Origin of the sequence: Halomonas sp. S3-1-1, from assembly GCF_023757625.1 — a bacterium.
Lineage (GTDB): Bacteria > Pseudomonadota > Gammaproteobacteria > Pseudomonadales > Halomonadaceae > Vreelandella.
In genome coordinates, this window is sequence record NZ_JALGBZ010000002.1 from 361,061 (window position 1) to 384,520 (window position 23,460).

The 23,460-nt window shown below is 63.3% G+C and carries 20 protein-coding genes; 12 read left to right on the top strand and 8 right to left on the bottom strand.

What is annotated here, in order from left to right; genetic code table 11:
• Positions 1-76 precede the first annotated feature (76 nt).
• Positions 77-826, top strand: coding sequence for an NAD(P)H-dependent oxidoreductase (locus MQW23_RS06735; RefSeq protein ID WP_252107095.1), 750 nt, complete (start codon positions 77-79; stop codon positions 824-826).
• 242 nt (positions 827-1,068) lie between these two features.
• Here MQW23_RS06735 and MQW23_RS06740 read toward each other — a convergent pair whose 3' ends face one another.
• Positions 1,069-2,025: an alpha/beta hydrolase gene (locus tag MQW23_RS06740; protein WP_252107096.1), complete on the bottom strand. Its 957-nt coding sequence runs from the start codon at positions 2,023-2,025 to the stop codon at positions 1,069-1,071.
• A 178-nt stretch (positions 2,026-2,203) separates the two neighbouring features.
• On the opposite strand from MQW23_RS06740, the gene MQW23_RS06745 reads away from it, so the two are divergent.
• Together MQW23_RS06745 and bluB are read left to right on the top strand one after the other, a co-directional pair.
• The gene (locus tag MQW23_RS06745) at positions 2,204-2,656 is read left to right on the top strand and encodes a GNAT family N-acetyltransferase (RefSeq protein WP_252107097.1); all 453 of its coding nucleotides are present in this window, start codon (positions 2,204-2,206) and stop codon (positions 2,654-2,656) included.
• Positions 2,653-3,360 (top strand): 5,6-dimethylbenzimidazole synthase, encoded by a 708-nt coding sequence (gene bluB / locus MQW23_RS06750; protein WP_252107098.1) that lies wholly within the window; start codon positions 2,653-2,655, stop codon positions 3,358-3,360. The genes MQW23_RS06745 and bluB overlap by 4 nt, the downstream gene beginning before the upstream one ends.
• A gap of 46 nt (positions 3,361-3,406) precedes the next feature.
• Here bluB and MQW23_RS06755 read toward each other — a convergent pair whose 3' ends face one another.
• Entirely contained in the window at positions 3,407-4,912 is a 1,506-nt protein-coding gene (locus MQW23_RS06755; protein WP_252107099.1) for a sensor domain-containing diguanylate cyclase, read from the bottom strand.
• A gap of 203 nt (positions 4,913-5,115) precedes the next feature.
• Here MQW23_RS06755 and MQW23_RS06760 point away from each other — a divergent pair, with 203 nt between their 5' ends.
• The 7 genes from MQW23_RS06760 to MQW23_RS06790 all read left to right on the top strand — a co-directional run bounded on the left by MQW23_RS06760 (position 5,116) and on the right by MQW23_RS06790 (position 11,912).
• Positions 5,116-5,844, top strand: a complete 729-nt coding sequence (locus MQW23_RS06760; protein ID WP_252107100.1) for a DUF1963 domain-containing protein — start codon at positions 5,116-5,118, stop codon at positions 5,842-5,844.
• Positions 5,845-5,876: 32 nt separating this feature from the next.
• Positions 5,877-6,368 carry a GNAT family N-acetyltransferase gene (locus MQW23_RS06765; protein ID WP_252107101.1) on the top strand — a complete coding sequence of 164 codons (492 nt, stop codon included), beginning with the start codon at positions 5,877-5,879 and terminating at the stop codon, positions 6,366-6,368.
• Entirely contained in the window at positions 6,365-7,276 is a 912-nt protein-coding gene (locus MQW23_RS06770; protein WP_252107102.1) for a LysR family transcriptional regulator, read from the top strand. Before MQW23_RS06765 ends, MQW23_RS06770 begins: the two co-directional genes overlap by 4 nt.
• A 104-nt stretch (positions 7,277-7,380) precedes the next feature.
• A complete protein-coding gene (locus tag MQW23_RS06775; RefSeq protein WP_252107103.1) occupies positions 7,381-8,781 on the top strand; it encodes an amidase in 1,401 nt (466 codons plus the stop codon).
• A 45-nt stretch (positions 8,782-8,826) separates the two neighbouring features.
• Entirely contained in the window at positions 8,827-9,054 is a 228-nt protein-coding gene (locus MQW23_RS06780) for a hypothetical protein (RefSeq protein WP_252107104.1), read from the top strand.
• Positions 9,047-10,522 carry a sodium:solute symporter family protein gene (locus MQW23_RS06785; protein WP_252107105.1) on the top strand — a complete coding sequence of 492 codons (1,476 nt, stop codon included), beginning with the start codon at positions 9,047-9,049 and terminating at the stop codon, positions 10,520-10,522. Before MQW23_RS06780 ends, MQW23_RS06785 begins: the two co-directional genes overlap by 8 nt.
• Positions 10,523-10,607: 85 nt before the next feature.
• Positions 10,608-11,912 (top strand): DUF2252 family protein, encoded by a 1,305-nt coding sequence (locus MQW23_RS06790; protein ID WP_252107106.1) that lies wholly within the window; start codon positions 10,608-10,610, stop codon positions 11,910-11,912.
• Between the two features lie 23 nt (positions 11,913-11,935).
• Here the strand turns inward: MQW23_RS06790 and MQW23_RS06795 are convergent, their stop codons facing one another.
• From MQW23_RS06795 to MQW23_RS06805, 3 genes are all read right to left on the bottom strand, one after another.
• A complete protein-coding gene (locus MQW23_RS06795; RefSeq protein ID WP_252107107.1) occupies positions 11,936-13,714 on the bottom strand; it encodes a GGDEF domain-containing protein in 1,779 nt (592 codons plus the stop codon).
• Positions 13,715-13,958: 244 nt separating this feature from the next.
• Positions 13,959-15,020: an SPFH domain-containing protein gene (locus MQW23_RS06800; RefSeq protein ID WP_252107108.1), complete on the bottom strand. Its 1,062-nt coding sequence runs from the start codon at positions 15,018-15,020 to the stop codon at positions 13,959-13,961.
• Positions 15,021-15,022: 2 nt separating this feature from the next.
• On the bottom strand, positions 15,023-15,514 hold the full coding sequence (locus MQW23_RS06805) for an NfeD family protein (RefSeq protein WP_252107109.1): 492 nt from the start codon (positions 15,512-15,514) through the stop codon (positions 15,023-15,025).
• A 148-nt stretch (positions 15,515-15,662) separates the two neighbouring features.
• Between MQW23_RS06805 and MQW23_RS06810 the strand changes: the two genes are divergently transcribed.
• Positions 15,663-16,373: a trimeric intracellular cation channel family protein gene (locus MQW23_RS06810; protein WP_252107110.1), complete on the top strand. Its 711-nt coding sequence runs from the start codon at positions 15,663-15,665 to the stop codon at positions 16,371-16,373.
• A gap of 6 nt (positions 16,374-16,379) precedes the next feature.
• Here the strand turns inward: MQW23_RS06810 and MQW23_RS06815 are convergent, their stop codons facing one another.
• A complete protein-coding gene (locus tag MQW23_RS06815; protein WP_319022803.1) occupies positions 16,380-19,271 on the bottom strand; it encodes a hypothetical protein in 2,892 nt (963 codons plus the stop codon).
• Positions 19,272-19,411: 140 nt separating this feature from the next.
• Between MQW23_RS06815 and MQW23_RS06820 the strand changes: the two genes are divergently transcribed.
• Positions 19,412-20,119, top strand: a complete 708-nt coding sequence (locus tag MQW23_RS06820) for a DUF3581 family protein (protein ID WP_252107111.1) — start codon at positions 19,412-19,414, stop codon at positions 20,117-20,119.
• 52 nt (positions 20,120-20,171) lie between these two features.
• On the opposite strand, the gene MQW23_RS19515 is transcribed toward MQW23_RS06820, so the two are convergent.
• Positions 20,172-21,047: a transglutaminase family protein gene (locus MQW23_RS19515; RefSeq protein WP_252107112.1), complete on the bottom strand. Its 876-nt coding sequence runs from the start codon at positions 21,045-21,047 to the stop codon at positions 20,172-20,174.
• Entirely contained in the window at positions 21,044-23,434 is a 2,391-nt protein-coding gene (locus MQW23_RS06830) for a circularly permuted type 2 ATP-grasp protein (protein ID WP_252107113.1), read from the bottom strand. The genes MQW23_RS19515 and MQW23_RS06830 overlap by 4 nt, the downstream gene beginning before the upstream one ends.
• Positions 23,435-23,460: the final 26 nt, after the last annotated feature.

Below are 23,460 nucleotides of genomic sequence, written 5' to 3' on the forward strand. Positions count from 1 at the left end.
TCTAAATTGGCGAATGTTGTTGCAATATCGTACAGGGTAGCCTGTACGCTGATGTCGTGACAGCCAGAGGTATTCCATGAACGTTTTGATCGTATTGGCCCACCCTGAGACGCGCTCGTTCAACGCCGCGCTGATGAAAACCGCCGTTGCCCGCCTTGAAAGCGCGGGGCACGCGGTAGCGGTCAGTGATTTGTACGCCGAGGGCTTCGACCCGGTCGAGCGGGCGAGCCACTATGTTGATATCGACGACGGCGTCTTCAAACCGCTGGACGCGCAGCGCGACCACGCAAAGCGCCAGACGCTGCCCGAGGAGGTCGCCCGCGAGCTCGACCGGCTCGAATGGGCGGATCTGGTGATCTTCCAGTTTCCGCTCTGGTGGCACGCCCAGCCGGCGATTCTCAAGGGCTGGTTCGATCGCGTGATGGTCTACGGCGGGCGCTACTCGAGCCGTATGCGCTACGACCATGGCTATTTCAAGGGCAAACGCGCGCTGCTCTCGGTCACCGCAGGCTCGCCCCGGCAAGCTTTTCAGCCCTTTGGCCGCGCCGGTGACATGGCCGCCTGGCTCTGGCCGATCCATTCGTCGCTTTACTACGTAGGCTTCGATGTGCTGGCACCCCAGGTAAGCTACGGCGTGCAGGGCGGCGGTATCGAGTACCAGAAGCAGGAGGCGCTTGAGGCGCATCTCGCGGACTGCAAGCGTCGCTGGGCCGAACGGTTGGGGCATCTTGAAAGCGAAGACCCGATTCCCTTCGCCGGCTGGCAGGACTGGGACGAGGCGGGCGTGCTGCGGGAGGCGGCGCCGCTTCGCTGGCGCTTGGGGTGAGGCCCGCCGCCCCAAGCGGCGGCGGCAGGCCGGGAGTTAGCCTTCGGCGGGCTGTAGGCGGCGCAGGTGGTTGCCTTCCGGGTCGTCCTCGCCCTGGAACTGGTTGACGGCAAACACGTGGCCTTGGCCGTGGGCGCTCTGGGCCACGGCCAACGGTGTGTTCCGGTGGCGTTTAAGTGAGGATGGCAGGGTGTTCTCTCCTTGAAGGTAGGTGGGGCGGGCCGCTGCGGTATTGCCTTGTATTAGTCGATGGGTGACATACCCGTCACGTCGCCAAGCGCCGCCATTAGCGAGGCGCGAAAGGTCTCGCCGTGGCTCAGGCCGGGGAATTCCCGGTAGTCGGCGGTAACGCCATCGAAGCCGTCGAGGCGCTCGGCCAGTTGCTCGACGGCCTCCGGCGGTACGCTCGACACGCGTTGCAGGTGCGCGCGGACCCGCGGGTCGCTCATGTCGCGGTGAGAGGTGTCGCGTTCGCGCTCACCGCCGCCCAGGCTGAGCAGCACGCGCAGCTCGCTCGTTGTGTAGGCGGCGCTGTCGCTGTCGAGCGCGTCGAGCAGCGCGCCTTCACCCCACCAGAGCGACGGGCTGCCCGCGGCGTAGGTGCTGAACGCGTCGGGCTGGGTAAAAAGGGTATATAGCGCGAAGAGTCCGCCGAGCGAATGACCCCAGAGCGTCTGGCGGTGCGGGTCGGTATGAACGTGGCGCTCGACCGCCGGGCGGATGTGACGCTCGATCGCGGCCAGAAACGCCTTCGCGCCGCCGCCTCGGCCTTCGTCATCCGCCAAGGCGGTATAGGTGTAATCCTGTATACGCGTGCGGTCGATGCGCAGGTCGTTGTCGTAGCCCAGAAACACCAGCACTGGTGGTGCGGATTGGTCTTCGATCGACTCGAGCAGCGCAGCGTCGAACTCCATCAGTGCCGCGTTGCCGTCGAGCATCCAGAAGGCGGGATAGCCTTGGTCCGGCGGTGCCTGCCGGGGAATCCCCAGCGTGACTCGCCAGTGCCGCTCGGGCGTCTGGCTTTCGACGGTGAAGCGCTCGAAGCGGTAGCTTGCCAGCTGCTCGTCGAACACAGTGTGTCCCAGCGTCTGTTGAAGGTCGCGTTGCTGAGCCAAGGTAGCGCTACTCCATGAAACGATGAAGACAATAAACGAGACGACCACGCGTTGACGCAGGTGCTTCAATGAACGGTTCGACATGGTGGGTCCGTCGCGAGCTTTACGTTAATCTTAATGATAATTGATATTAATTGATGTCGTGCTAATAAGGCAACCGGGTAGACTCATGAGGTCGCGTCTCAAACGTGTGTGACCACACGAGCAGCCCATCACGATATACTGGCGGCTTGAACGCCACGATCGAAAGGGTAGAGTTGTTATGTCACTGGATTTTAACTGGTCGCGCTTTGATGAGCTCGACACCCGCGCCTTTTTCGAGATCGCCCGCGCTCGCGAGGCGGTGTTCGTGGTCGAGCAGGCCTGTGCTTACCCGGAGCTGGACGCGCTCGATCTAACGGCCTGGCACCTGCGCGCCACCAAAGGTGGTGATCTTGCCGCCTACGTGCGCGTGGTGGGACCAAAGGAGAAGTTCGCTGAGCCGTCGATCGGGCGGGTAATGACCGTAGCGGCCTTTCGCGGCCAAGAGCTTGGCCGTGAGCTGATGGCGGAGGCGATTCGCTTTACCGAAGCTGCCTACCCGGGTCAGGGCATTCGTATCGGCGCCCAGGCGCACCTCGCGAGCTTTTACGCCTCGCTCGGTTTCGACGCCGTAGGTGAGCCCTTCGATGAAGACGGCATCCCGCACATTGAAATGATCAAGCTCGCGCCATGACGGCCTCGAGCTACCGCTTTAGCGAGGCCGAGCGCCGCGGCGTCTACCGCGCCATGTTCGAGCGCCGCGATGTGCGCTCGCAATTTTTGCCCGACAGGGTCCCGGAAGAGGTGCTAAAACGGCTTCTTGAAGCGGCGCACCACGCGCCGTCGGTGGGCTTCATGCAGCCTTGGGACTTCATCGTCATCGAGAGCCGGGAAGTCCGCGCCTCGATTCTCGAGCTGTTCAACGAGGCCAATGATGAGGCGGCGACGCGCTTTAGCGGCGAGCGCCAAGCGCTCTACCGCGGCCTGAAGCTTCAGGGCATTCTCGAAAGCCCGATCAATCTCTGCATCACCTGCGATCGTACTCGCGGTGGGCCGCACGTGCTGGGGCGCGACAGCGTCATCGAAACGGATCTGTTTAGCACCTGCCTGGCGGTGCAGAACCTGTGGCTCGCCGCCCGCGCCGAAGGCATCGGCGTGGGCTGGGTGAGTATCATCGACCCGCAAAAGCTTGGCGACACTCTCGGGCTTCCCGAGCACGTCTATCCGCTGGCCTATCTTTGCCTTGGCTACGTGAGTGAGTTTCTGGAAAAGCCGGAGCTGGAGGCGAAGGGCTGGCGCTCCAGGCTTCCGCTGGCGTCGCTCGTGCATGCCGATCTCTGGGGGCAGCGCCCGGCCAACGGTTTGGCCGGCTCTTTTGATGACGAGCAACCCGCGTAGCTTTCAAGGTCGCAGGCCCGGCGGTGGCTAGCGCGCAATCAACGCCTTATCGCTGATCACAGCGCTCCCGGTTCGCGCGCTTGTCGGCGTACATGCGTTCGTCGGCCAGCGCCAGCACCTCTTGAGAGGGGGCTTCGCTTGAACAGGCGCACCCCAGGCTAAGCTCGATGGCGAAGCTAAGCGGGCCGGTGGGAAGGTTGAGCACGCACTGCTGCTCGGCGAGATGAGAGCGAATTCGCTTGAGCAACGTTTGAGCCGCGTCGAGGCTGGTTGCCGGCAGCAGGAATATGAACTCATCGCCGCCGTAACGAGCAAGGATGTCGCTCTCCCGGGTACAGGCCTGCAGATGCTGGGCAACGCAGGTAATCAGCTCGTCGCCTGCCTCGTGGCCGTAGCGGTCGTTTGACTCTTTCAGGCGGTCGATATCCATCACGATGACGGCAAAATCGGCGCCGGACAGGCGCTCCTTGTTGGCGATACAGGCGTGCAGCGCCGAGTCGAAAAAGCCGCGATTATATAGGCCTGTGAGAGCATCGCGTTCGGCAAGCCGGGTGAGCTCGAGCTGAAGCAGCTTGTTTTCGGTGGCGCCGGCCAGCTGATCAGCGAACAGCGGCAGGATCTGCTCGAGCCCGCTGTTGCCCTCGGGTGCCTTGACGATGAGCCAGCCCAGATAAAGGCCAGAGCGGTTATGCATAGGGGTTAAATAGAGCGTGGCGTCATCGTCACTTTGGCGGACAAGGGTACGGCCCGTTTTTTCCGCCGAGAGGTCGGCGGTCAGTGTCCTCAACTGATGCTGGTCGTCGGCGGTCAAGTTGGCGGTGGCCGCGAACGAAACGGTATCCGGCCGCGCGCGCTCATGGAGGATCACGGCGAACCCGTAATCCGGAAAATGGGTGCGAAGGTGATCGATAAACTGGTCTAGCAAGGCGGGAATTGTCATCGTGTGATGGCTGAGCAAGGTCAGGTCGAGCAGGGTTTGAAAGAAGCGATTCTGCATCTCGATGGCGCGCATGCTGCGGCCGATCTGACGGTTTTGCTGGTAGGTAACGCGGCCCATCACCATGAAATAGACCACGGCCCCCGTCCATTGATAGATATCGACCCAGACATTGACGTAGGGGCGAAAGTCCGGGCCGGTGACCAACGCGCCGGCCAGCGCTGAAAAGGTAAAAACCAGCGCCGATATCAGCATGCGGCGTGGCCCGCCCACCACGAGGTTGTTCAACAGGCAGGCCAGCGCCAGCGTGATGGTACCCAGCACATAGAAATCCAGCACGCTGCACCAGATACCAAACAGCAGCGTATCGAAAAGCAGATTTTTGAACTCGGCGCGTTTGGTATTTTTGGCAAGCGTTGCATGCCAGTAGGCGATCCCCGGCCAAATCAGCAGAATTACGCCGGGCAATATCAGCTGCCACTGTGTTCCCTCCACCCGCGCAATCCATACCGTGAGGCCGAACGCATGCACAAAGGCAAACACCCGTGGGCCGGTCGTGGCGAGCGTCAGGCGATGTAATCGCTTGGAACGAGGGAGTGGTAGGGGAAATGGCATGCCGTGGGTCCCTCGGATCATTGTTTGTATGAGGTTAGCATGCGTGTCATTTAAGAGGACTTATTCATTAACCGTAGGAAAGTACTAGTCAGCATCTAGCGAGCGTCACGACAGCTTTTCAGGATAAGGCTTCACGATAGGGCGGCGCTTATCGCTCGTCGGGTTTTAGGTTAGAGTCGTCTAATCGACAAAGGAATCGTTTCATGGAAGACCGACTCGACGCGCTGCTCGCCCCGCTGATCAAAGAGGCGCAGGTATTGACGCCCCACGCCGACCCGAGCGCAATGGAGCCCTCGCTTGCCAGCAAGTTCGGCGGTTTGCCTTACTGTGAAGCGGGGGCAACGTGGCCTGTATGCACGCTTTGCACCCAGCCGCTCACTTTCGTGTTTCAGCTTTTTGAGGAGAGGGCGAACGCGCTGTTCGCCTTTTACTACTGCTTTGACTGCCTGCCCGCCGGCGACGACCCGCGCGACCGGGGGCTCTGGCACGCACAGTGGTTTCACGCACCAGCAAGCGACAAGCAGATTCGCCTGGAGCGCCCCGACACCGATCGCAACGCAATCACGCCGTGTCGGATCACGCGCCAAGTGGTGCGCTCGCTACCCGGCTGGGAGGGGCTCGATACCCAAAGTACGCAAGCCGAAGCGCTCTGTTGCGAGCTCGATCCGGAAAGGCCCTGGCAGGCGTTGGATCAGGCAGTAGCGCGGGCGGGCTGTATTGATGATCTGAAAAGCTGGCAGGGCGGCTACCCGCTTTACCTGCAGGGCGAGCACGTGCCCGACTGCCCCCATTGTTCGAACCCCATGACGTTCTTCGCCCAGATCGACTCCGAAGGCGAGGCGAACCTGGACTGGGCCGCGGTCGGTCTCATCTACGTCTTCTGCTGCGAGCGACATCCGCAGAGCGTGGAGTTCGTCCGGCAGAACACTTAGGTCCGTTTGCTCAACAGGAATCAGAACACCCCATGTCCGACCCCTTTTCAATCGAGCGTCTTCACGCCGATAGCCCGCAACTGCCGACCGTCACCGCCTGGACCTTCGCCATGTGGGGACACTTGCACCCGGGGCAAACGTTCGAACAGGCGCTGGACGAGACGCGCGGTGAATGCGGGGCTCGCGGCGTGCCGTCTCTGTTCGTAGCGCTGGAAAACGGTGAGCCGGTGGGCACGGCGAGTCTGATCGCCGAGGATATGCCCCATCGACCGGAACTTTCGCCCTGGCTTGCCTCGGTCTTCGTCGTGCCGTCCAGGCGGGGCCGCCAAATTGCCTCACAGCTGGTACGACGCGTGGAGCAGGAGGCTCGCGCCAACGCCATCGAGCGGCTGTATCTCTATACGCCAGACCAGCAAGCCCTTTATCAGCGTTTGGGCTGGCAACCCGTGGAGCGCGACCAGTACCGCGGGGAGGATGTCACCATCATGTCCCGCACCTTTGACCAGCACGGAGACGCCCAATGATCAGCGGCCGCGCGCTTCACTACTTCGATACCGTGGCGCGGTGTCGCTCGCTGCGCCAGGCGGCGGCCATGCTGCACATCGCGCCTACGGCGATCAGCCGCCAGATCGATCTGCTGGAGCATCAACTGGGCGCGCCACTGCTGGAGCGCGGGCCCAACGGCATCAGTCTGACCGCCGCCGGGGAACTTCTGGCCGCTCAGGCGCAGCACACCCTGCGCGACCTGGAGCGTGTTCAGGAGCATATCGCCGACCTCAAGGGCCTACGTACCGGACGAGTGCGTCTGCAGGTGGCCGAAGGCGTGGTGGCGGGGCTTCTGGCCCCGGCGCTTGCTGATATGGCCGAACGCCATCCAAGACTCAATTTCGATATCGGCATCGCCAGCGCAGGGCAAATGGTAGAGGGCTTGCGCCTTGGCACCGCGGATATCGGCCTTTCATTCTTCATGCCGCGTCATGAGGATATCCTTATCCTGGAAAGTGCGCGGCTGGAACACCATGCGGTTATGGCACCAAGGCATCCGCTTGCCGCCGTTCACGAGGTAACGCTCGAAGCACTTGCCGAACATCGCATCATCTTGCCAGGTGAATCCTTCGGGGCGCGTCAGGCGTTCGAGCGCAGTGCCCACCGGGCGGGTATCAAGCTCATGCCCACCTTCGATACCGCGTCGCTTGAGACTCAGAAGGCGCTGGCCCTGAACGGCGCCGGTGTGCTCATTCTTCCTCCCATGGCGGTAGCTCGGGAGTGTCGTCAGGGCGAGCTCAAGAGCATTCCTCTTGCCTCGGACGAGCTCGAGCCGGCGCGGATGGATCTCTGCATCTTTCGTCACCGCACTCGAAGCTTCGCCGTCGAAGCGTGTCTTTCACTACTGGCCAAGGCCTTACAGGCTCATGACAGCTCGCCTCGTTGAAAGCGCACACAAAAAGTGGACACGCTGTCGTCCAAATTGAAATAGTATGTAGCGCTGACTAACGCCATTCTAAAAGCGTCGATAACAACCCAAAGGACGACGGCATGTTCGAGCTTCATCAATTGACGGCAACTCAGCTATTAAACGGCTACCGCGATAAGGCATTTTCACCAAGTGACGTGGCGAAAGCGCTGATCGATCATATTGAGCGTCACGAGCCGTGTCTCAATGCGCTTTACGCCTACACCCCCGAGCGTTTTCTGCAGGCGGCGGATGCCTCGACCGCCCGTTGGGCAAAAAGTGAACACCTTGGGGAACTTGACGGCGTGCCGGTGACGTTGAAGGAGCTGGTAGCTACCCGTGGACAGCCTGTCCCCGTCGGCACGGGGCTAGGGGATCAAACGCCGGCGGCGCAAGATGCCCCGCCCGCGGCGCGTTTAAACGAAGCTAACGCGGTGCTGCTTGGCAAGACCACCTGCCCGGATTTCGGAATGCTCTCGTCGGGACTCTCCTCGTTTCACGGACTTACCCGCAATCCTTGGAACTTGAGCTGCAACACCGGTGGTTCCAGCTCCGGCGCCGGTGCGGCGGCGGCGGCCGGATTCGGGCCGGTGCACATCGGCACTGATATCGGCGGCTCGGTGCGCCTACCCGCCGCTTGGTGCGGGGTCGTGGGCTTCAAACCTACGCTTGGGCGTATCCCGATCGACCCCTACTACGTTGGCCGCTGCGCCGGCCCCATGGTGCGCTGTGTCGAAGACGTCGCGCTAGTGATGCCGACTTTGACTCGTACCGACCGGCGCGACGCCATGCGTCTGCCACCGGAGCGCATCGACTGGCAGGATCTGACGCTGGATCTGAACGGCCTGCGCATCGGCGTGATGATGGACGCGGGGTGCGGATTGGCGCTTGAGCCGGACATCGAGGCGGCGGTGACCTTCGCCGCCCAGCGCCTGGAGGCTCGCGGTGCAACGCTGGTACCCGTGGCGCCCGTGCTGACGCGCGAAATGCTTGATGGCCTGGATCGCTTCTGGCAGGCGCGCCAGCAAGGCGAGCTCGAGAAACTAAGTGACGGGGAGCGCGCCCGGGTTCTGCCCGCGATTATTGAGTGGGCCCGCGGTGCAAGTGAGTCGAGCGCGCTGGATGTTGTGAGCGGCTTCCAGCAGACCATGGCAATGCGTCGCGAAAGCGAGGCTATCTTTGATCAGGTGGATTTCGTGATTTCGCCCACCACACCCAACGTCTCTTTTCCTGCCGAGTGGATTTCACCGACCGACGACCCTTGCCGACCCTTCGAGCACATCGCCTACACCGTGCCCTGGAACATGGGCGAGCAGCCGGCTATTTCGCTCAATGCGGGCTACAGCGAGGGGGGAATGCCCATCGGCGTGCAGCTGATCGGACCCCGGTTTAACGACCACGGAGTGTTGAAGCTGGCCTATCAACTGGAAACCGAACTGGCTCTGCCCGTGCGTTGGCCGCTGTTGGATACGCGCGCCGCTTGAATCATAAAAAATGACCTGTTTTCCAACAATCCCAAGAGAATTGCCATGCGCCATCTTTTCGTACTACCCACCTCGCGCGCAGGGTGGGTCCTGCTCGCTGCGTTCGTCATGCTGGTATTAGCCGGCATTTGGCCGGTCATCGGCTTCGTCAATCGTGCGGCGCTGGTATTCGGCCTGCCGCTAATGATCGTCTGGAGCTACGTCGTTATCTTTTCCTGTGTAGGTGTCATGCTTGTTGGTAACCATATCGTCGAGGGAGATGGGCATGAATAGTTTCTGGCCGCTCGTCATCACACTGGGGTATGTCGCCATCGCAATGGCTATTGGGCTCAAAGCGCGCGCCGGGCATCGCATGGACACGCTGGAACAGTGGGGCGTGGCCGGGCGCAGCATGGGGCCGGTCACACTCTATCTGCTGATCGCGGCGGGTAGTGTGAGCGCTTACACCTTCATGGGGGCGCCGGGCTGGGCCTACTCGAAAGGCGTGGCGGTGTTCTACGTGGCGGTGTATCTGGCCTACCTGGCGCTGGTGGCCTGGTATTTCGGGCCCAAGGTGTGGCAGTTCGGCGAGCAGTTTGGTCACGTCACTCAGGCAAGCGCCATCGCCGACCGCTATCAAAGCCCGACGCTCGGCGCGCTGGCATCGCTAGTGATGGCGGTGGGGTCGATCGCCGTCGCGGTGCTCCAGACCGTGGGCTCGGCCTACATCCTGTTCGTGATGAGCGGCGGCGCTATCCCCGTGTGGCTCGGGGTGATCATCGTGCTTTCCTGTATCGCGGTGTATCTCTACATCAGCGGCCAGCGCGCGATCGGGCGCACCAACGCCTTTCAGGGCGCGCTGATGCTGGTGGTTGCCTGGGCGGTCGGGCTATGGGCGGTGCATAGTGCCACCGGCGGGCTCGACATGTCCGCGGTGTTCACCCGCATCCAGCAGGACCACGCCGAGTTTCTGACGCTGCCTGGCGCCCGGGGTGATATGAGTTTTAGCTTCTGGACCACCTCGATCATCGTGTCGATGTTTTCGTTCATGCCGCCGGTGTGGACGCAGTGGATGTGTGCCTCTTCGGCGCGCACCATTCGCCGCAGCGCCACCTGGCTTCCCACCTACTACGTGGTGATCCTGCCCGTAGTGGTGGTCGGGTTCATCGGTATCTACTCGCTGCCGGATCTTGCTCGCGCCGATACGGTGGTGCTGGAGTACGCCATGGCGAACCTGCCGGTGGTGCTGGTGGGGCTGTTGGGCGCCGGAACGCTGGCCGCCTCGATGTCCTCGAGCGAGCCGTTCATCCACTCGGTGGCGCTCTCGGCGACCAAGGACGTGCTGCAGCCGCTGTTCAAGCTATCGGATGCGTTTACCGCGAAGCTCGCCCGCTGGCTGCTGCTACCGGTCATGGCGCTCATTATCGCGCCGCTGGCGATCGCCGAGCCGGGGAGTCTGGTGATGATTTTGCTGGTGGGCTTGGGATTTGCCTCGCAAGTGCTGCCGGCGTTCATCGGCATGTTCTTCTGGCCGCGAGCGTCCAAACTTGGCGTGATGGCGGGGATTCTGTCGGGGTTCGCGGTGACCGTGGCGTTCACCACGGTGTGGTCGCATCCGCTGGGTATTCACGCCGGCTTCTGGGGGCTGATGTTCAACCTGCCGGTGTTCGTCGCGGTATCGCTGGCCACCCCCGCCGTCGAGGCGAGCGTGGTCGAGCGATTTTTCCGTATTTCGGCGCCGCGCGGGTTCAAACGCGCCTAGCACTGTCTTAATCCTTCACTGTCTTAATCCTTTAACGAAGCGCGGCCAGACTGAGAGGCTTGCATCCATTCAGGAGAGCCGCGCAATGAGTCATCGGCTTGTCGGGCGTAACCGCCCTCAACAGGTTATCGAAGCGCTTCACGTTGCCAGTGAGTCGCTTCCCGCAGCGCAGCGCCAGGCGAGGTTCGCGCGTATGGCGGCGTCACCGCGGCGCTTTTTCGACGCCACGCCGTCTCTTTATTGGCAGGACGTGTGGCCGGAGTGGCGGCTGGCGCTGTTCGGGGGCTGGCCGGAAACGCAGACCTGGCTGCACGGCGATGCAAGAGTCGATGCGTTTGCCGCGGTGGGCCACCCGGGCCAGCCGATTCACTACGGCTTAACTGGCGTGGATCGCGCGCTGATCGGTGACTATCAGCTCGATCTGTGGCGCTTGGCCGCAAGCATTGCGCTGAACGCACGCGAGCATGGTGAGCTTTCCTCGAAAGCGCTCGACCGCGCGCTGTGGGCGCTGGCCGAAGGCTATCGGGCGGCGCTGGTACGTATGAGCGACGGGAAATCGGCAAAAGGGAGCGAGCTCAAAAACGCTAAGGGCCCGCTCAAGGCGTTTTTAGGCAAGGTGGTGGACAAGCAGCACCCCGGCCGCGCGCTGGACAAGTGGACCGAACTCACCGAGCAGCAGGGGCGAAGGTTCGCCCCGCGACCGAATAAGCTCGCCAACCTGCCGGCAGATGTGGCAAGCCGGCTCAAACGGCTGATCGAGAACGACTACCCGAAAACCCTGCCCAAACCGGTCAAGGAGGGCGACGAGGGCCACTTTCGCGTCAAGGACACGGCGCGTCGGCTCAACACGTCGGGAGTAGAGCACTACTACGCGCTGCTGGAAGGCGGCGTCGAGGGCGAGCACGATGACGTGATCATCGAGGTCGTCGAGCAGGCCCCGCCAGCGGCGTTTCATCTGTTAAGCCGCGCCGACCAGCAGGGCTGGCGCAAGCTCTTTCCCAACGAAGCGCTTCGCCACGCCGCCGCGTTTCACGCGTTGATGCCCCACGCCGACCCGTATCTTGGCTGGCTGACGCTCAATGATCGGATCTTCGCGGTGCGCCGGGTGGCAGGCTTCGAGAAACGCCTGCCGGTGTACAAGCTCAAAAGTGCCAAGGCCTACCGGCGGCTGGCGCATCAGTGGGGCGGGCTGCTCGCCGAGCACCACGTGAAGGGGGCGGCGGCGCTCAATCGGGACGAGGCGCGCTTTGCCGACGCGGTGTGTCGGCGCATCGATGGCCGTGAAGAGGCGTTTTGCGAAAGCGTGGCCGGGTTTGCAACGCGCTACGCCGACTGCGTCGAACAGGACTATCGTCTGTTCACCGAGCACTTCATGGGCGGGGCCAGCTAAGCCCGCCGCGTTGTGACGCCCGTTTAGCCGGCGTCGAAGCCTGGCAGCTTTCCAAAAGACGGCTCCGGTGTATAGCGCACGCAGCGGTTGCGTCCGCCGCGTTTGGCTGCATAAAGCGCTTGGTCGGCCAGTGACAGCAGCGCCGTGGGCTCTGATGCGTCGTCCGGGTAGCTTGCGAGCCCACAGGAAAGCGTGACCTGAAGGGTGGGCTGCTCATCTCGACCAAGCTTAACGTTGGCCATCGTGCTCACCAACGAGTCGGCAAAGCTCTGTGCCTTATGCGCGGCCAAGCCAGGAATGACGGCGACGAACTCCTCCCCACCAAAGCGGCAGACAGTGGCGATCTCGGCCAAATGCCGCTTTAAATGGTCGGCGATGTCGGTGAGCACCCTGTCACCAACGGCGTGACCGTAACGATCATTGATCGACTTGAAGTGATCGAGATCGAGCATCAAAAGCGTCAGAGGCTCCTCTTTGGTGCTGGCGTGCTGACATTCCCGTGCGAACAAGAGGTCGAAATGGCGGCGATTGTAAAGCCCGGTTAGCGGATCCTTGTAGGAGAGTCCGCGAAGCTTGGCGACCAACCGATCGAGCTCCTCGGTGCGCCTGGCGACTTCCTGCTCCAGGGTTTCATTGGCACGGCTGATCTGACGCTGGGTGTGCCGGTAGTGCCAGAGAAAGATCGCCGCGTTGGCCAGCGTAAACGCGAGCAGGCCACTGCTCAGCGGCACCAGGCGCCAGCCGATGAAGCCGTGAGCGACCAGCATATCGAGCACCAGCAACAGCGCGAACAGCGTAATGCTCATGATCAAAAGGCGCTGTTCCAGGGCGAGCGCCGAAAAACGCCAGTACGAAAGCGCCAGCATGAGGGGCAGCGTGACGAGCAAAAGTGCATCGAACAGCGGAAACGTCAGCGGCAGCGCCACTAGTCCAAGCGCCACCGCGACCATGGAGGTGGCCAGGTAGAGTAGGTGCAGCTGCCAGATCCACGGCATGAGTTGCCGTGCGCGGCCTTCGAGCCAGTGGCCGAGCAACAGAGCCAGCGCGATTGGCAGGGTGAAATAGCTGGCGGCGCGCAGCGTATCCCACACCAGGGCGTTGGTGAAAAAGAGCTGGCGCGCCGGCGATTCGGCGACGAGCATGAGCCCGCCGGCGTAGGCGAACAGCGCAAGGGCGCCAAAACCGCGGCGCTCCGGGCCGATCAGCATGAAAAGGGTAGATAGAAGCGCCAGTACGAGCACCAGCGCGCTGACCGCGAGCGCTTGGGCCGAGTTGCGAAGCACCTGCTGGAATACATCGAAGCGCTCCATGACCTGGACCTGGCCCCAAAGGCCAATGCTGGTGTAGTCGGAGTAGAGCGCGAAGACGAGTGTCTTTCCAGCGCTGTCGGGGGGTAGCGTGATCACGTGCCAGGGCCAGCCGGCAAAGGGGCCGCGCCCCTCGGCGTCGAGCGCGCCGTGCTGGTAGATCAATTCGCCATCGAGATAGGCCCGCCCGACCAGGTTGATGCTGGTGATATAGAGCACCGGGTCGTGCCACTCGCCCTGGGGCAGGGTCGTGCGAAGCCAGAGATAGCGCTTGTCACCTCGCCCCGGCGGGTTGGAGGGCGAGGTGACCGGCTGCCAAGCCGAAGGATCGTTTTCTGTGCCGGTGGCGCCATTTCGCGCAATGGGCGCCTCGCCATAGCGGTACTCCCACTGGGTGAGCGGGGCAGGTGGGCTGGCTGCCTGGGCCGTCTGAGCCAGTGCGAGCAGTAAAAGCACTAGCCAGCCGTAGCGAGCAAAAAAAGCAAACGAACGCATCGTGAGTCTCTTGACCGATACGCAGCATGCCGGCGCTTGACCGGCTCGCCATCCTTGAGCGCCACGTCAGGAGTACGTAATGAAGTGCATAAACAAGTGCTTTAATAAGCACTTTAAGCAGTACATGCAACGGTGAAAGCAATATACCCCAATTAACGCTACAAAAGCGTTAAACGGCGGCATTTAACGTTAAACGCCGAGCGCGGCGGCTCGGCGTTTGAAAGGTGAGGCGAGTGAAGGGCGCTTACTGGCCTGCGACGCCGCCTACCACGCCGCTTTGAAAGGCGTTTGGACGCGTGCCGCGGTGGGTATCGCTCCCGCGCAGGTGATTGGCGACCGTATCTTCCGGTGAGCCCGCCATTTCGCGGAACATGCCCATCGAGCCCAAAAGCGCCGAAGACTCGTAGGGCACGAATACCCGCTCGCCGTCCTTGGCCATGTTGGGCAGCACCTTGATATAGCTTTGGCCCAGCAGATAGCCAACCACGGTGCGCTTGTCGTCTTCACTTTCACCGATGGCATTGAGCACCAGCTTGATCGATTCCTGCTCGCCCTGGGCGCGCAGAATCGCCGACTCCTTGTCGCCTTGGGCGTTGAGAATCGCGGACTCGCGCTGGCCCTGGGCCATGGCGATCGCCGCGGACTTCTCGCCCTCGGCTTCGGTCACCGTGGCGCGGCGCTTACGCTCGGCGGCCATTTGCAGGCGCATGGCGGACTCCACCTCTTCGGGCATGGCGATGTCCTGCACCTCGACCCTGGAGATCTTCACGCCCCACTTGGAGGCGGGTTCTTCCATCGCCGCCTGAATTTCGTTGTTCACCTCGGCGCGGGATTCGAACAGCTTGTCGAGCTCCATCTTGCCCACGACCGAGCGTAGCGTGGTCTTGGCCAGTACCTCGACCGCTTGGCTCATATTCTCCACTTCGTACACCGCGCGCTTGGGGTCGATGATCTGGAAGTAGAGCGCACCGTTGATGCGCACCGTGACGTTGTCGGTAGTGACCACCGGCTGGCCAGGGAAGTCCATCACCGTCTCGCGGCGGTCGATGCGGATCTCGTCGGTGGTGATCGCCTGGTACTCATCGCCGAGCTTACGATAGCGCAGCATGGTGATGGCGCGGGGCTGCTCGATGAAGGGGATGATCACGTTGATGCCGCTTTCCAGCACCCGGTGGAACGAGCCCAAGCGCTCGACCACCATGACTTCGGACTGGCGCACGATCACCAGCCCCTTGGCGATAATCGTAATGCCGATGACGACGACGATCAGGCTAATGATCAGACCGGGGCTAATGGGTAGATCCATGTTCAGGGTTCCTTGTACTCGGTGGGTTCTACGGGAGCAGGGGGCGCATCGGTATCGCGGGTGACCAGAGCGGTCGTTCCTTCGAAGCGCTTGAATAGCACGACGCTGCCTTCGGGGAGCTCGTTGTCGTTGCTTTCGAGCACGCGCAGGCGGTAGAAATCGCCGTTGACCTTGATGCCGGTGGCGCCGTCGAAATCGCGCTTGAGCGTGGTGTAACGGTTGCCTTTCTCGACCCCTGTGCCGGTGGTGCCGTAGGCCACACCGCGGGGTGAAAAGCGCGGGCGAATGTACCAGATGCCGACTGGTACCAGCACGCCGGAGAAAACGCCCATGCAGACCAATTGCCAGGCAAGACCGAGCCCCGACGCGGTGACCAGCGCCGTGAGCGCGGCGGCTACGCCCAGCGCCAGTAGCAGCATGGCGCCGGAGGTCAGCTCGGCCAAGCTCAAAAGCAGTGCCAGCACGAGCCAAGTGTAAGCGGGGTTCCACTCCATGGGGCGTTCCTCCCTTGAGACGCCGCCGCGTGACGACCCAACGTCGACGGCGGCAATCCATATGTAATAACGCACATTGATGCTAGCTTACCGCAATAAGGGGGTGCAGCGCGCCCCGTTCAAGCGCATCGAATGAAAGGGGAGTCGTGTGTCAGGAGTGGTCTACTGGCTGGATATGATTGGGGTGATCGTCTTTGCACTGTCCGGCGTGGTGCTGGCGTGTCGCTCGCGGATGGACCCGTTCGGCATGCTGGTGCTCGCCGCGGTCACCGGCATCGGCGGCGGCACGCTGCGCGATTTGGTGCTCGGCATTCGCCCGGTGTTCTGGGTCAGCGACCCCACCTACCTGTGGGTGATTCTAGCCACGGTGGGCGTGGCGCTTTTAGGCTTTCACTACATTCACCGGCTGTCGCGCCGGTTTCTGCCCGTGGCCGATGCCTTTGGCCTTGCGCTGTTCGTGGTGATCGGCACGCATAAGGCGCTGCTGCTCGGCACCTCCGCCGTGGTGGCGGTGGTGATGGGCATCATGACCGGAGTGGCCGGCGGCATGCTGCGCGACGTGCTCGCCCGGCGGGTGCCGATGGTGCTGCGCGAGGAGATCTATGCCACCGCGGCGATGGCCGGCGGCATCGTCTACGCCGGGCTCTACACGCTGGGCGCGCCGCTCTACGCTGCTATTGCCGCCTCGCTGGGCGCTACGCTCGGGCTGCGCTTGGCCGCGATTCGCTGGCGCCTGGCGCTGCCGCAGTTCGCTTGGGTGAAGGTGGCGCCAAAAGTCGAACCAAGCGACAGCGCGCTCTCCACCCCTAAAAAGGCGAAGGAGCGGGTGCGCATGATCCGCCGCCAGCGCCGGCGCTAGCGCCGCTTACGGGCGTGGATAGCGCTGTGCCTGGCGCCAGCGGTCGAACCAGCGTTTGGGCTGTAAAAGGCGCAGGCTCGGCTCACTGTCGACGAGCTCGACGCCGAGCCCTAGCGCTCCCAGGCTTGCGTAGAGCGCACCGTTGACGCTTCGCTTTTCAAGCCAAACATCCGATAAAAGCCACAGTGGCCCGCCAGAAAGCGTTAGGTCATTAAGCGCGAGGCGCTCGCCGCTCATGGAGAGCTCGGCGCTGCCTTCGATGCCGTGCACGTTCAAAAGCCGCCCCAGCCAGTCGCTGTCCCGGGCGCGGGCCAAAAATAGCCGCGCCAGCAGGCCGGTGTCGCGCATGCCAAGGCGCAGCGTGCTGGTAAGTTCGACGGGTTCGGCCATGGTCAGCGCGGCGTTGAACAGCTCGAGACGTACCCACCAGCCGGCGTCCTGACGGCCTTCGCCGCTCAGGCGAAACACGTTTTCCAGCCGGACCCAGGAGTCGTCGGCGCGAAAGCGCCGGGTTTGCCAGTCGCCTTCGGTCAGCGCCAGGTGCAGCTCGAGGTCGCCGCGCAGGCGCTGCTCCAAAAGCGCCAGCTCCGTTTGAAAAGCGCGCAGCGTGATCTCACCTTCCACCTGGTAGCCCTGCAAACGCCACTGGCTTTCAAGGTTTGCCTGGCCGCCTAACAGCGTCACGCCGTCGGTGTCCGGAAGAAAATCGTTGTAGCGGGCGATGTCCGGTACCTCGACTATTGGGAGCTCGACACGGGTGGTGAAGTGCTCGGGAGATGGCGCCTCGTGCGCCTGACGAAAGCGCGACGTTTGAGTCGTAAGCGTGAGGTGGCGCCCGGCGAGCGCCGCGCGGTCATCGCCTTCGCGGGTCAGCGCGAAGCGCGGGATCGAAAGCGTCAGCGAGGCGTCGTCGCGGCTTGAAAGCGCGGCGTGAAGCTCACCACGGCCGCTGGCCGCGAAATCCAGAAAGCGGGCCTCCAGGTCGTTGGCGTTCACCTGCAGCCGGGTTGGAGGTAGAAGATCGCTGCCCAGAAAAGCGCCGTCCAGCAACAGCTCGCCGCTTCCCGCCACGGAAAGCCCCGGCCCCTCGGGCAGAAAGGCGTTCAAAAAGCCGAGCCGCTGAACCTCGCCTTCCAGCGACAGCTCGCCGCCGAGCACGCCGTTTTGACGGCGAAAGCGTCCCTGGCTGAGCACCAGCACGCTCTCCAGGCGCTCGGCCTGGGCCTCGCGGCTGGCCACCTGCCAGCGAAGTGAAGAGCCGCCGAGATCAAACGTCGAGCCGTCGAGCGCGGCATGTCGAACGTTGAGCGTTATTTGGGCGTCGCTTTCAAGCGTTTTGGGTTGGCGCTCGCTGGGCAAGCGGGTCACCCAGCGCTCGCCGGAAAGCGTAATCTCTCCAGCAAGGTGCCCACCGCTTAACGACAGCGCCCCTTGGCTTCGGGCCCGGCCGCTGACGAGCTCAAGCGCCTCGGGAGTGGGAAGCGCCGCGTTCAGGTAGGGGGTGAGGGCGGCGATAGTGGGGAGCGTCGCGTTTTGCCAGCCAAGCTGGGCGGTGGCGTCCTCGATACGCGTATTGTCGATCGGGCTTTCCAGATCGAGAGTGATATCGCCATCGGCCAGCAGCGTGCGGTTTTGATGCGTCAGCGAGGCGTTTTCCAGCGCGAGATGAGCATCGAGCGGCGCGTTTGGGGCAAGCTCGGCGCTTAGCGTGCCGTTGCCCTGAGCGGTGACATCGTCGTAGGTCGCGCCGAGATTTTGGGCCTGGATATCGAGCCGGCCGCGGTGGAGCTCGCTTTGGCGAACGGTGGCGCGCAGGCTTAGCCCCCCCTGGCCGCTCAGCGCAAGCGCCCCCGGCGTCGAGGGGCGCAGGTAGCGGTCGAGCATATCCAGGCGAGTGACCCGGCCGTCGAGTTCGACCTCGGCGCCGCTCGGGGGCTCGAGCTGATCCAAACGCCGGTTGGGGACCTCGGCGGTGATTGAGAGCGCGGCCTGCTCGGCGTAGGGGGTGCGGTCGGCCAGCACGACGTCCTCGAGCGCGGCGGCGAAGTGCAGCGCGTCGTCACTGACGTTCAGCCGTACCTGTCCGCTGCCCGTCGCGTTATGCCGCGAAAGCCTGGCAGGCTGCGGCGCGCTCGAAAGCGCTGCCGTATCGACGCCAAGTGTAAGCCGTGGGGCGCGCAGCGTTACCTCGCTTGCCTCACGGAGCGTGCCTTTCTCCAACGCGAGGTCCACTTTTAGGTCGCCATTACCGGCCAGGTCCAGCCAGGGGAGGGCTTCGAGGTAGGGCATGAAAACGTCCCAGGCATCCGCACGCGCCGAGGCGTCGAGCCTTGCGGTGAGCGCTTCTAACAACGCGGGGGTGAGCGAGGCGCCGTCTGGCTTTCGGGTGAGCAGCGGCGCGAGCGTGGCCTCGGCGTCCAGGGCGATGTCGCGGGCGAGTATCGCGCCATCGCTTGCACGCACCAGTCGGCCTTGCTCGACTGCTAGCATGAGGTTGGTGGCGCTGAGCGTGTCGCCGCTGAACGTGGCGTCATCGAGGCGAAGGTTGCCCTCGGCGTTCAGGGAGATATCGCCCACGCGAAAGCGGCGGATGCCGTCGGCTTCGAGCGCCTGGATATGCAGCGTTCCGCGCAGCAGCGCGGCGAGTGACAGAGAGAGCGTAGCGCGCTCGACGCTGATACTGACCGGTAGCGCCGCGTCCTGGCGCGTCAGGGTCAGCTGGTCTACTTCCCAGCGGCCGGGGTGCTGGCTGTGAGCGCGCTCCCAGCGCACCTCGACGCCATCGATTTTCGATAGCCGGTCCGACATCCACTGGCTGTTGAGAAGCATGGAATTGACCAGCCACCACGCCATCGAAAGTATGATGGCCAGGATCAGGACTATACTCAGTGTCAGCACTAGCCATCTGGGCAACAGGGTGGTTTTGGGCAACATACGGCTTTTGATAATGGCTCCTTTTGGCGCATATTTTATGGCATTATGCGCGACAAGGGACTGATATGGGTTTTCGACTTCAACGCTAGGCAGGCAGCAAAGCCATGTTCAAGGATTTTTACACGCAGCGCGGCGATCACGTGGTGATCTCCGCGGAGCAGGCCAGCCGTTTCGCCAAGGGCGTCGCCGGTGACTACAACCCGATCCATAATCCGGACGCGCGGCGCTTCTGCGTGCCAGGGGATCTGCTGTTTACCCTGGTGCTGGCCAAATTCGGGCTCTCGCGCCATATGGAATTTCGCTTTACCAATATGGTCGCGGCGGACACGCCGCTCAAGTTCAGCGAAGAAGACGACGGCAAGCTTCACGTGTGCGATGACAGCGGCAAGTGCTACCTGCACGTGACGCGCTCGGGCGAAACGACGTTCGAGCCGGACGTGATCGAGAATTTCGCGCGCTGCTACGTGGCCTTCTCGGGCAAGAACTTCCCGCACTACCTGAAGCCGCTCATGGAGGAGCACGGGGTGATGTTCAACCCCAAGCGTCCGCTGGTCATCTACGACAGCATGGGCTTTTCGCTGACACGTCTGGATGGCTTCACGCCCAACCTGGCGCTGACCGACTCCTCCCTGAGCGTTCAGGGCAAACGCGCCGAGGCGCTTTTAGAGTTTGCCATCGAATCCGCCGGCGAATCGGTCGGGGTGGGATCGAAAAAACTCGTGGTCAGCGGGCTTTGCGACTACGACGACCACCAGATGTCCGCGATCGTCGACGAGTTTTACCGGCTCAAAGCCGCCTATGAGGCTGCCTGAGACGCGGCCGAGCGCCTCGCCGCTCGGCGCCGGGTTCAGGTAAGTAGAAGGGTCAAACCGCGCTGCGTTTGAACGGAATCACGTCGACCTCGACTTCCAAATGGTGGCCGCCGCCGCCGTTCATCACCCCCTTCAGCGGGGTCACATCGAAATAGTCGCGCCCCCAGGCCAGTACCGGGTGGCGCTCGCCGGCCAGCGTCCCGTTGGTTGGGTCCAGCGACAGCCACCCCCACTCAGGTACCCATAGCGCAAGCCAGGCGTGCGAGGCGTCGGCGCCGATCAGCCGCGCCTTGCCCGGCGGCGGCTCGGTTTCCAGATAGCCGCTGACGTAGCGCGCCGAGAGCCCGATCGAGCGCAGCGCGCCGATCATTAGATGGGCGAAATCCTGACAAACCCCGCGGCGGCTGGCCAGCACCTCGGAAAGCGGCGTGGCGAGGGTCGTGAAGCTTGGGTCGTACTCGAAATGAGCGTGTACGTACGCCGTCAGCGCCTGGGCAGCCTCCACCACCGGCCGGTTGGGGGTAAAGCACTGTTTAGCAAAGACGGCGAGCGCGTCGCTTTTACGCACGAAGGGCGAATCCATGCGGTAGAGCTGGGTCTCGAAGCGCGCGTCGGCGTCCAGTAGCGCCGCAACGTGCTCCCAGCTACTCGATGACGGCGGCAGCGGGCTCATTGCCCAAGTGTTGATGGGCGTGGTGACGGTCACGTCGAGGGTTTGGTGAGGCTCTTCCAACGCGAAATAGAGCACCCGGTTGCCGAACACGTCGCGCCGCTCGGCCTGATAGTGCGGCGTTGGGGTAATGGTGAGTGTCGAGGCACCGCACTGCTGATACTGCGCCTTGCGGGGCAGCACGCGCGCCTCGCTATGGCACAGTGTGACCGGCGCGCCGTAGTGGTAGCGCGTGGTGTGACGAAGGGTGTATTTCACGGCGCGATCTCTACGCTGACCAGCAGTCGCGCGCGCTCGACGTGGCTGAAGTGGCTGTGGCTGATCGCATCGGAAAGCGCGTTGAGCGGTGCGAGCAGTTCATCGAACAGCTGGGCGAGTGCCTGCTGGGCTTCCGGCGTGTCGTTGACGTGGCTTAGCCGGTCGATGTCGGCCAGGTGCAGCGCGGCGTTGGCCTGAATCAAAAGCCTGCGCTCGGCATTGCGATAGGGCGTGGCGCTGCCGGGCAGCCGTTCGACCTGCTTGTGCAGGCGCTTGAGCATATAGCCCACCGAGCGCGGGTTGGTTTCATCGAAGAGCAGAAGATCGATGATCGCCGCCGGATGAAGCTCGCTTCGGTAGCGCCGCCGGTAGGCGGTGAAGTTGTCGGTGGTGGCCAGTACGACCTCCCAAAGCGCCAGGCGCCGCTCCGGGCGCGCATTGAGCGTAAGTTTCAACAGCGTCAAAAGCCCCAGTGCCCGATCCAGAAACCGGCCGATATCCATGAACCGCCAGCCAAAATGGTGCGGCATGGTCTCGTTGCACAGCCCGAAAAAGCCGGCGAGCTGTGCGAACACGCCTTCGCAGGCGCGGCGAGCAGCGCTGGTATCGATATCCAGGTCGAAGGCGTCGAACTGCTGGCGAAGCTGGTGAACGACCCGCCAGGAGTCGTCGCCCAAGTGGTCCCGCACGCTGCGGGCGTTATGCAAAAGCTGCGAGAAAAGCGGCTGCAGCGCGCGCGGATCGCGCCCGTCGAATTGGGTCAGAAGTGCCGCCCGCTTCGGCCCAAAGCCTTGAGGCAGTTCGGCGTCGGCGCTTTTGGGATCGCACAAATCGAGCGCCAGAAGAAGCTCGTCCAGCACCTGGTCGGCGATATCATCCTGGTCGTACTCCATCAGCCGCATCAGCGCCTCGCGCAATAGCCGTGTCCGGCTATCGAGGCGCTCGCCGTAGCGCCCCAGCCAGTACAGGCACTCCGCCACGCGGCTCGGCAAATCTTCGCTGTCGCGAGTGACCACAACCGGGCCATGCGCCTGCTTGAACTGGCTGACGTGGGGCTGAGCGCTGTCGGCGGTGATCCACACGTCCTTGACCACCGGGCTTTGAAGCGACGGCGAGCCCGGCTCGCCAAGCCAGCCAAGCCCGCCGGGCAGCACCTGGTAATCCTCGTCGGTGGCCTTTGGCACTGTCACGCTTTTGGGCGTGCGCGCCACGAAGCAGCGCAGGTTGAAGGTTGCCGGGCTTAGTGTCGCGAGGGTTTCATCGAACACCGGCATGGTGGCAGAGGCGGTGTCGGCGGTCGCAGCGGTGAGCTTGAGCGGCTCACCGAGCAGGTGCTCGCAAAGCGCGGGCAAGTAGCTCGTCAGCGCCGGGCTTTCCAATACCCCGACGCCCAGGGCGTTGGAGAGCGCCACGCCGCGGGTGCGCGCGGCCTGTAAAAGCCCGGGTACGCCGGTCGCTGAGTCGCCATTGAGTTCCAGCGGGTCGCACTCGGCGTCGCGGCAGTGGCGCAGCACGACGTCGACAGGCTTGAGCCCGCCAAGGGTTCGAAGCCAGAGCTGGCTCTCTCGCACCACCAGGTCCTGGCCCTGGACCAGCGCGATGTTGAGATAGTTGGCCAGATAAGCGTGCTCGAAGTAGCGCGGGCTTTGTGGCCCCGGGCTTAAAAGCACCACGGTCGGGTTGTCGCGGTGCTGGTAGGCCAGCACGGTAAGCGTACGGTGGTGAGCGTCGAGAAAGCTCGCCAGGCGCTTGAGCGGAGCGTTGCGGTACATCTGCGGCAGGGCGCGGGCCATCAGGATGCGGTTTTCGAGCGCGAACCCGGTGCCCGACGGGGCCTGAAGCCGGTCGCCCACCACTCGCCAGCGGCCGTCGCGGTCGAGAATGACATCGACCCCGTGGTAGTTGATCGGCGCGCGATCCGCCGGGTGGGCGCCGTGGGCAGGCAGCAGAAAATCCGTCGAGGCGAGCAGCGCCTGGGTGGGCAAAAGGCCTGCATCGAACAGCGTACGCGGGCCGTAAAGGTCGTGATAGATGGCGTTAAACAGCCGGCTTCGCTGCACAAGCCCCGCTTCCAGGGTTTGCCACTGGCTGGGCTGGATCACCCAGGGCAGCGGGTCGAGCCGCCAGGCGCGGCCCTGATGCTCGTCGTGCATGTTGAAGATCACGCCGTTTTCAGCCAAAAGGCCCTTCAAATCCTCCTGTTGGCGAAAGCGGCCCGGCGCACCCAGCGCGTCCAGGCACGAAAGCAGCGCCGGCCAGCCCGGGCGCAGCTGACCGTGGCGGTCGACCATGGCGTCGAACGGTGCGGGCATTCCCTTGCCTAGCTGTTCAATATAGCCCTCGACCAGCCCGGTAGCGGTGGGCAAGGGCGTCACAGAGGCAGTCATACAGTGTTCCAAAACGGCGATTGAGT

Coding starts and splice junctions, on each gene's coding strand:
- MQW23_RS06735 (WP_252107095.1), top strand. CDS start 77: ATGAACGTTTTGATCGTATTGGCCCACCCTGAGACGCGCTCGTTCAAC.
- MQW23_RS06740 (WP_252107096.1), bottom strand. CDS start 2,025: ATGTCGAACCGTTCATTGAAGCACCTGCGTCAACGCGTGGTCGTCTCG.
- MQW23_RS06745 (WP_252107097.1), top strand. CDS start 2,204: ATGTCACTGGATTTTAACTGGTCGCGCTTTGATGAGCTCGACACCCGC.
- bluB (WP_252107098.1), top strand. CDS start 2,653: ATGACGGCCTCGAGCTACCGCTTTAGCGAGGCCGAGCGCCGCGGCGTC.
- MQW23_RS06755 (WP_252107099.1), bottom strand. CDS start 4,912: ATGCCATTTCCCCTACCACTCCCTCGTTCCAAGCGATTACATCGCCTG.
- MQW23_RS06760 (WP_252107100.1), top strand. CDS start 5,116: ATGGAAGACCGACTCGACGCGCTGCTCGCCCCGCTGATCAAAGAGGCG.
- MQW23_RS06765 (WP_252107101.1), top strand. CDS start 5,877: ATGTCCGACCCCTTTTCAATCGAGCGTCTTCACGCCGATAGCCCGCAA.
- MQW23_RS06770 (WP_252107102.1), top strand. CDS start 6,365: ATGATCAGCGGCCGCGCGCTTCACTACTTCGATACCGTGGCGCGGTGT.
- MQW23_RS06775 (WP_252107103.1), top strand. CDS start 7,381: ATGTTCGAGCTTCATCAATTGACGGCAACTCAGCTATTAAACGGCTAC.
- MQW23_RS06780 (WP_252107104.1), top strand. CDS start 8,827: ATGCGCCATCTTTTCGTACTACCCACCTCGCGCGCAGGGTGGGTCCTG.
- MQW23_RS06785 (WP_252107105.1), top strand. CDS start 9,047: ATGAATAGTTTCTGGCCGCTCGTCATCACACTGGGGTATGTCGCCATC.
- MQW23_RS06790 (WP_252107106.1), top strand. CDS start 10,608: ATGAGTCATCGGCTTGTCGGGCGTAACCGCCCTCAACAGGTTATCGAA.
- MQW23_RS06795 (WP_252107107.1), bottom strand. CDS start 13,714: ATGCGTTCGTTTGCTTTTTTTGCTCGCTACGGCTGGCTAGTGCTTTTA.
- MQW23_RS06800 (WP_252107108.1), bottom strand. CDS start 15,020: ATGGATCTACCCATTAGCCCCGGTCTGATCATTAGCCTGATCGTCGTC.
- MQW23_RS06805 (WP_252107109.1), bottom strand. CDS start 15,514: ATGGAGTGGAACCCCGCTTACACTTGGCTCGTGCTGGCACTGCTTTTG.
- MQW23_RS06820 (WP_252107111.1), top strand. CDS start 19,412: ATGTTCAAGGATTTTTACACGCAGCGCGGCGATCACGTGGTGATCTCC.
- MQW23_RS06830 (WP_252107113.1), bottom strand. CDS start 23,434: ATGACTGCCTCTGTGACGCCCTTGCCCACCGCTACCGGGCTGGTCGAG.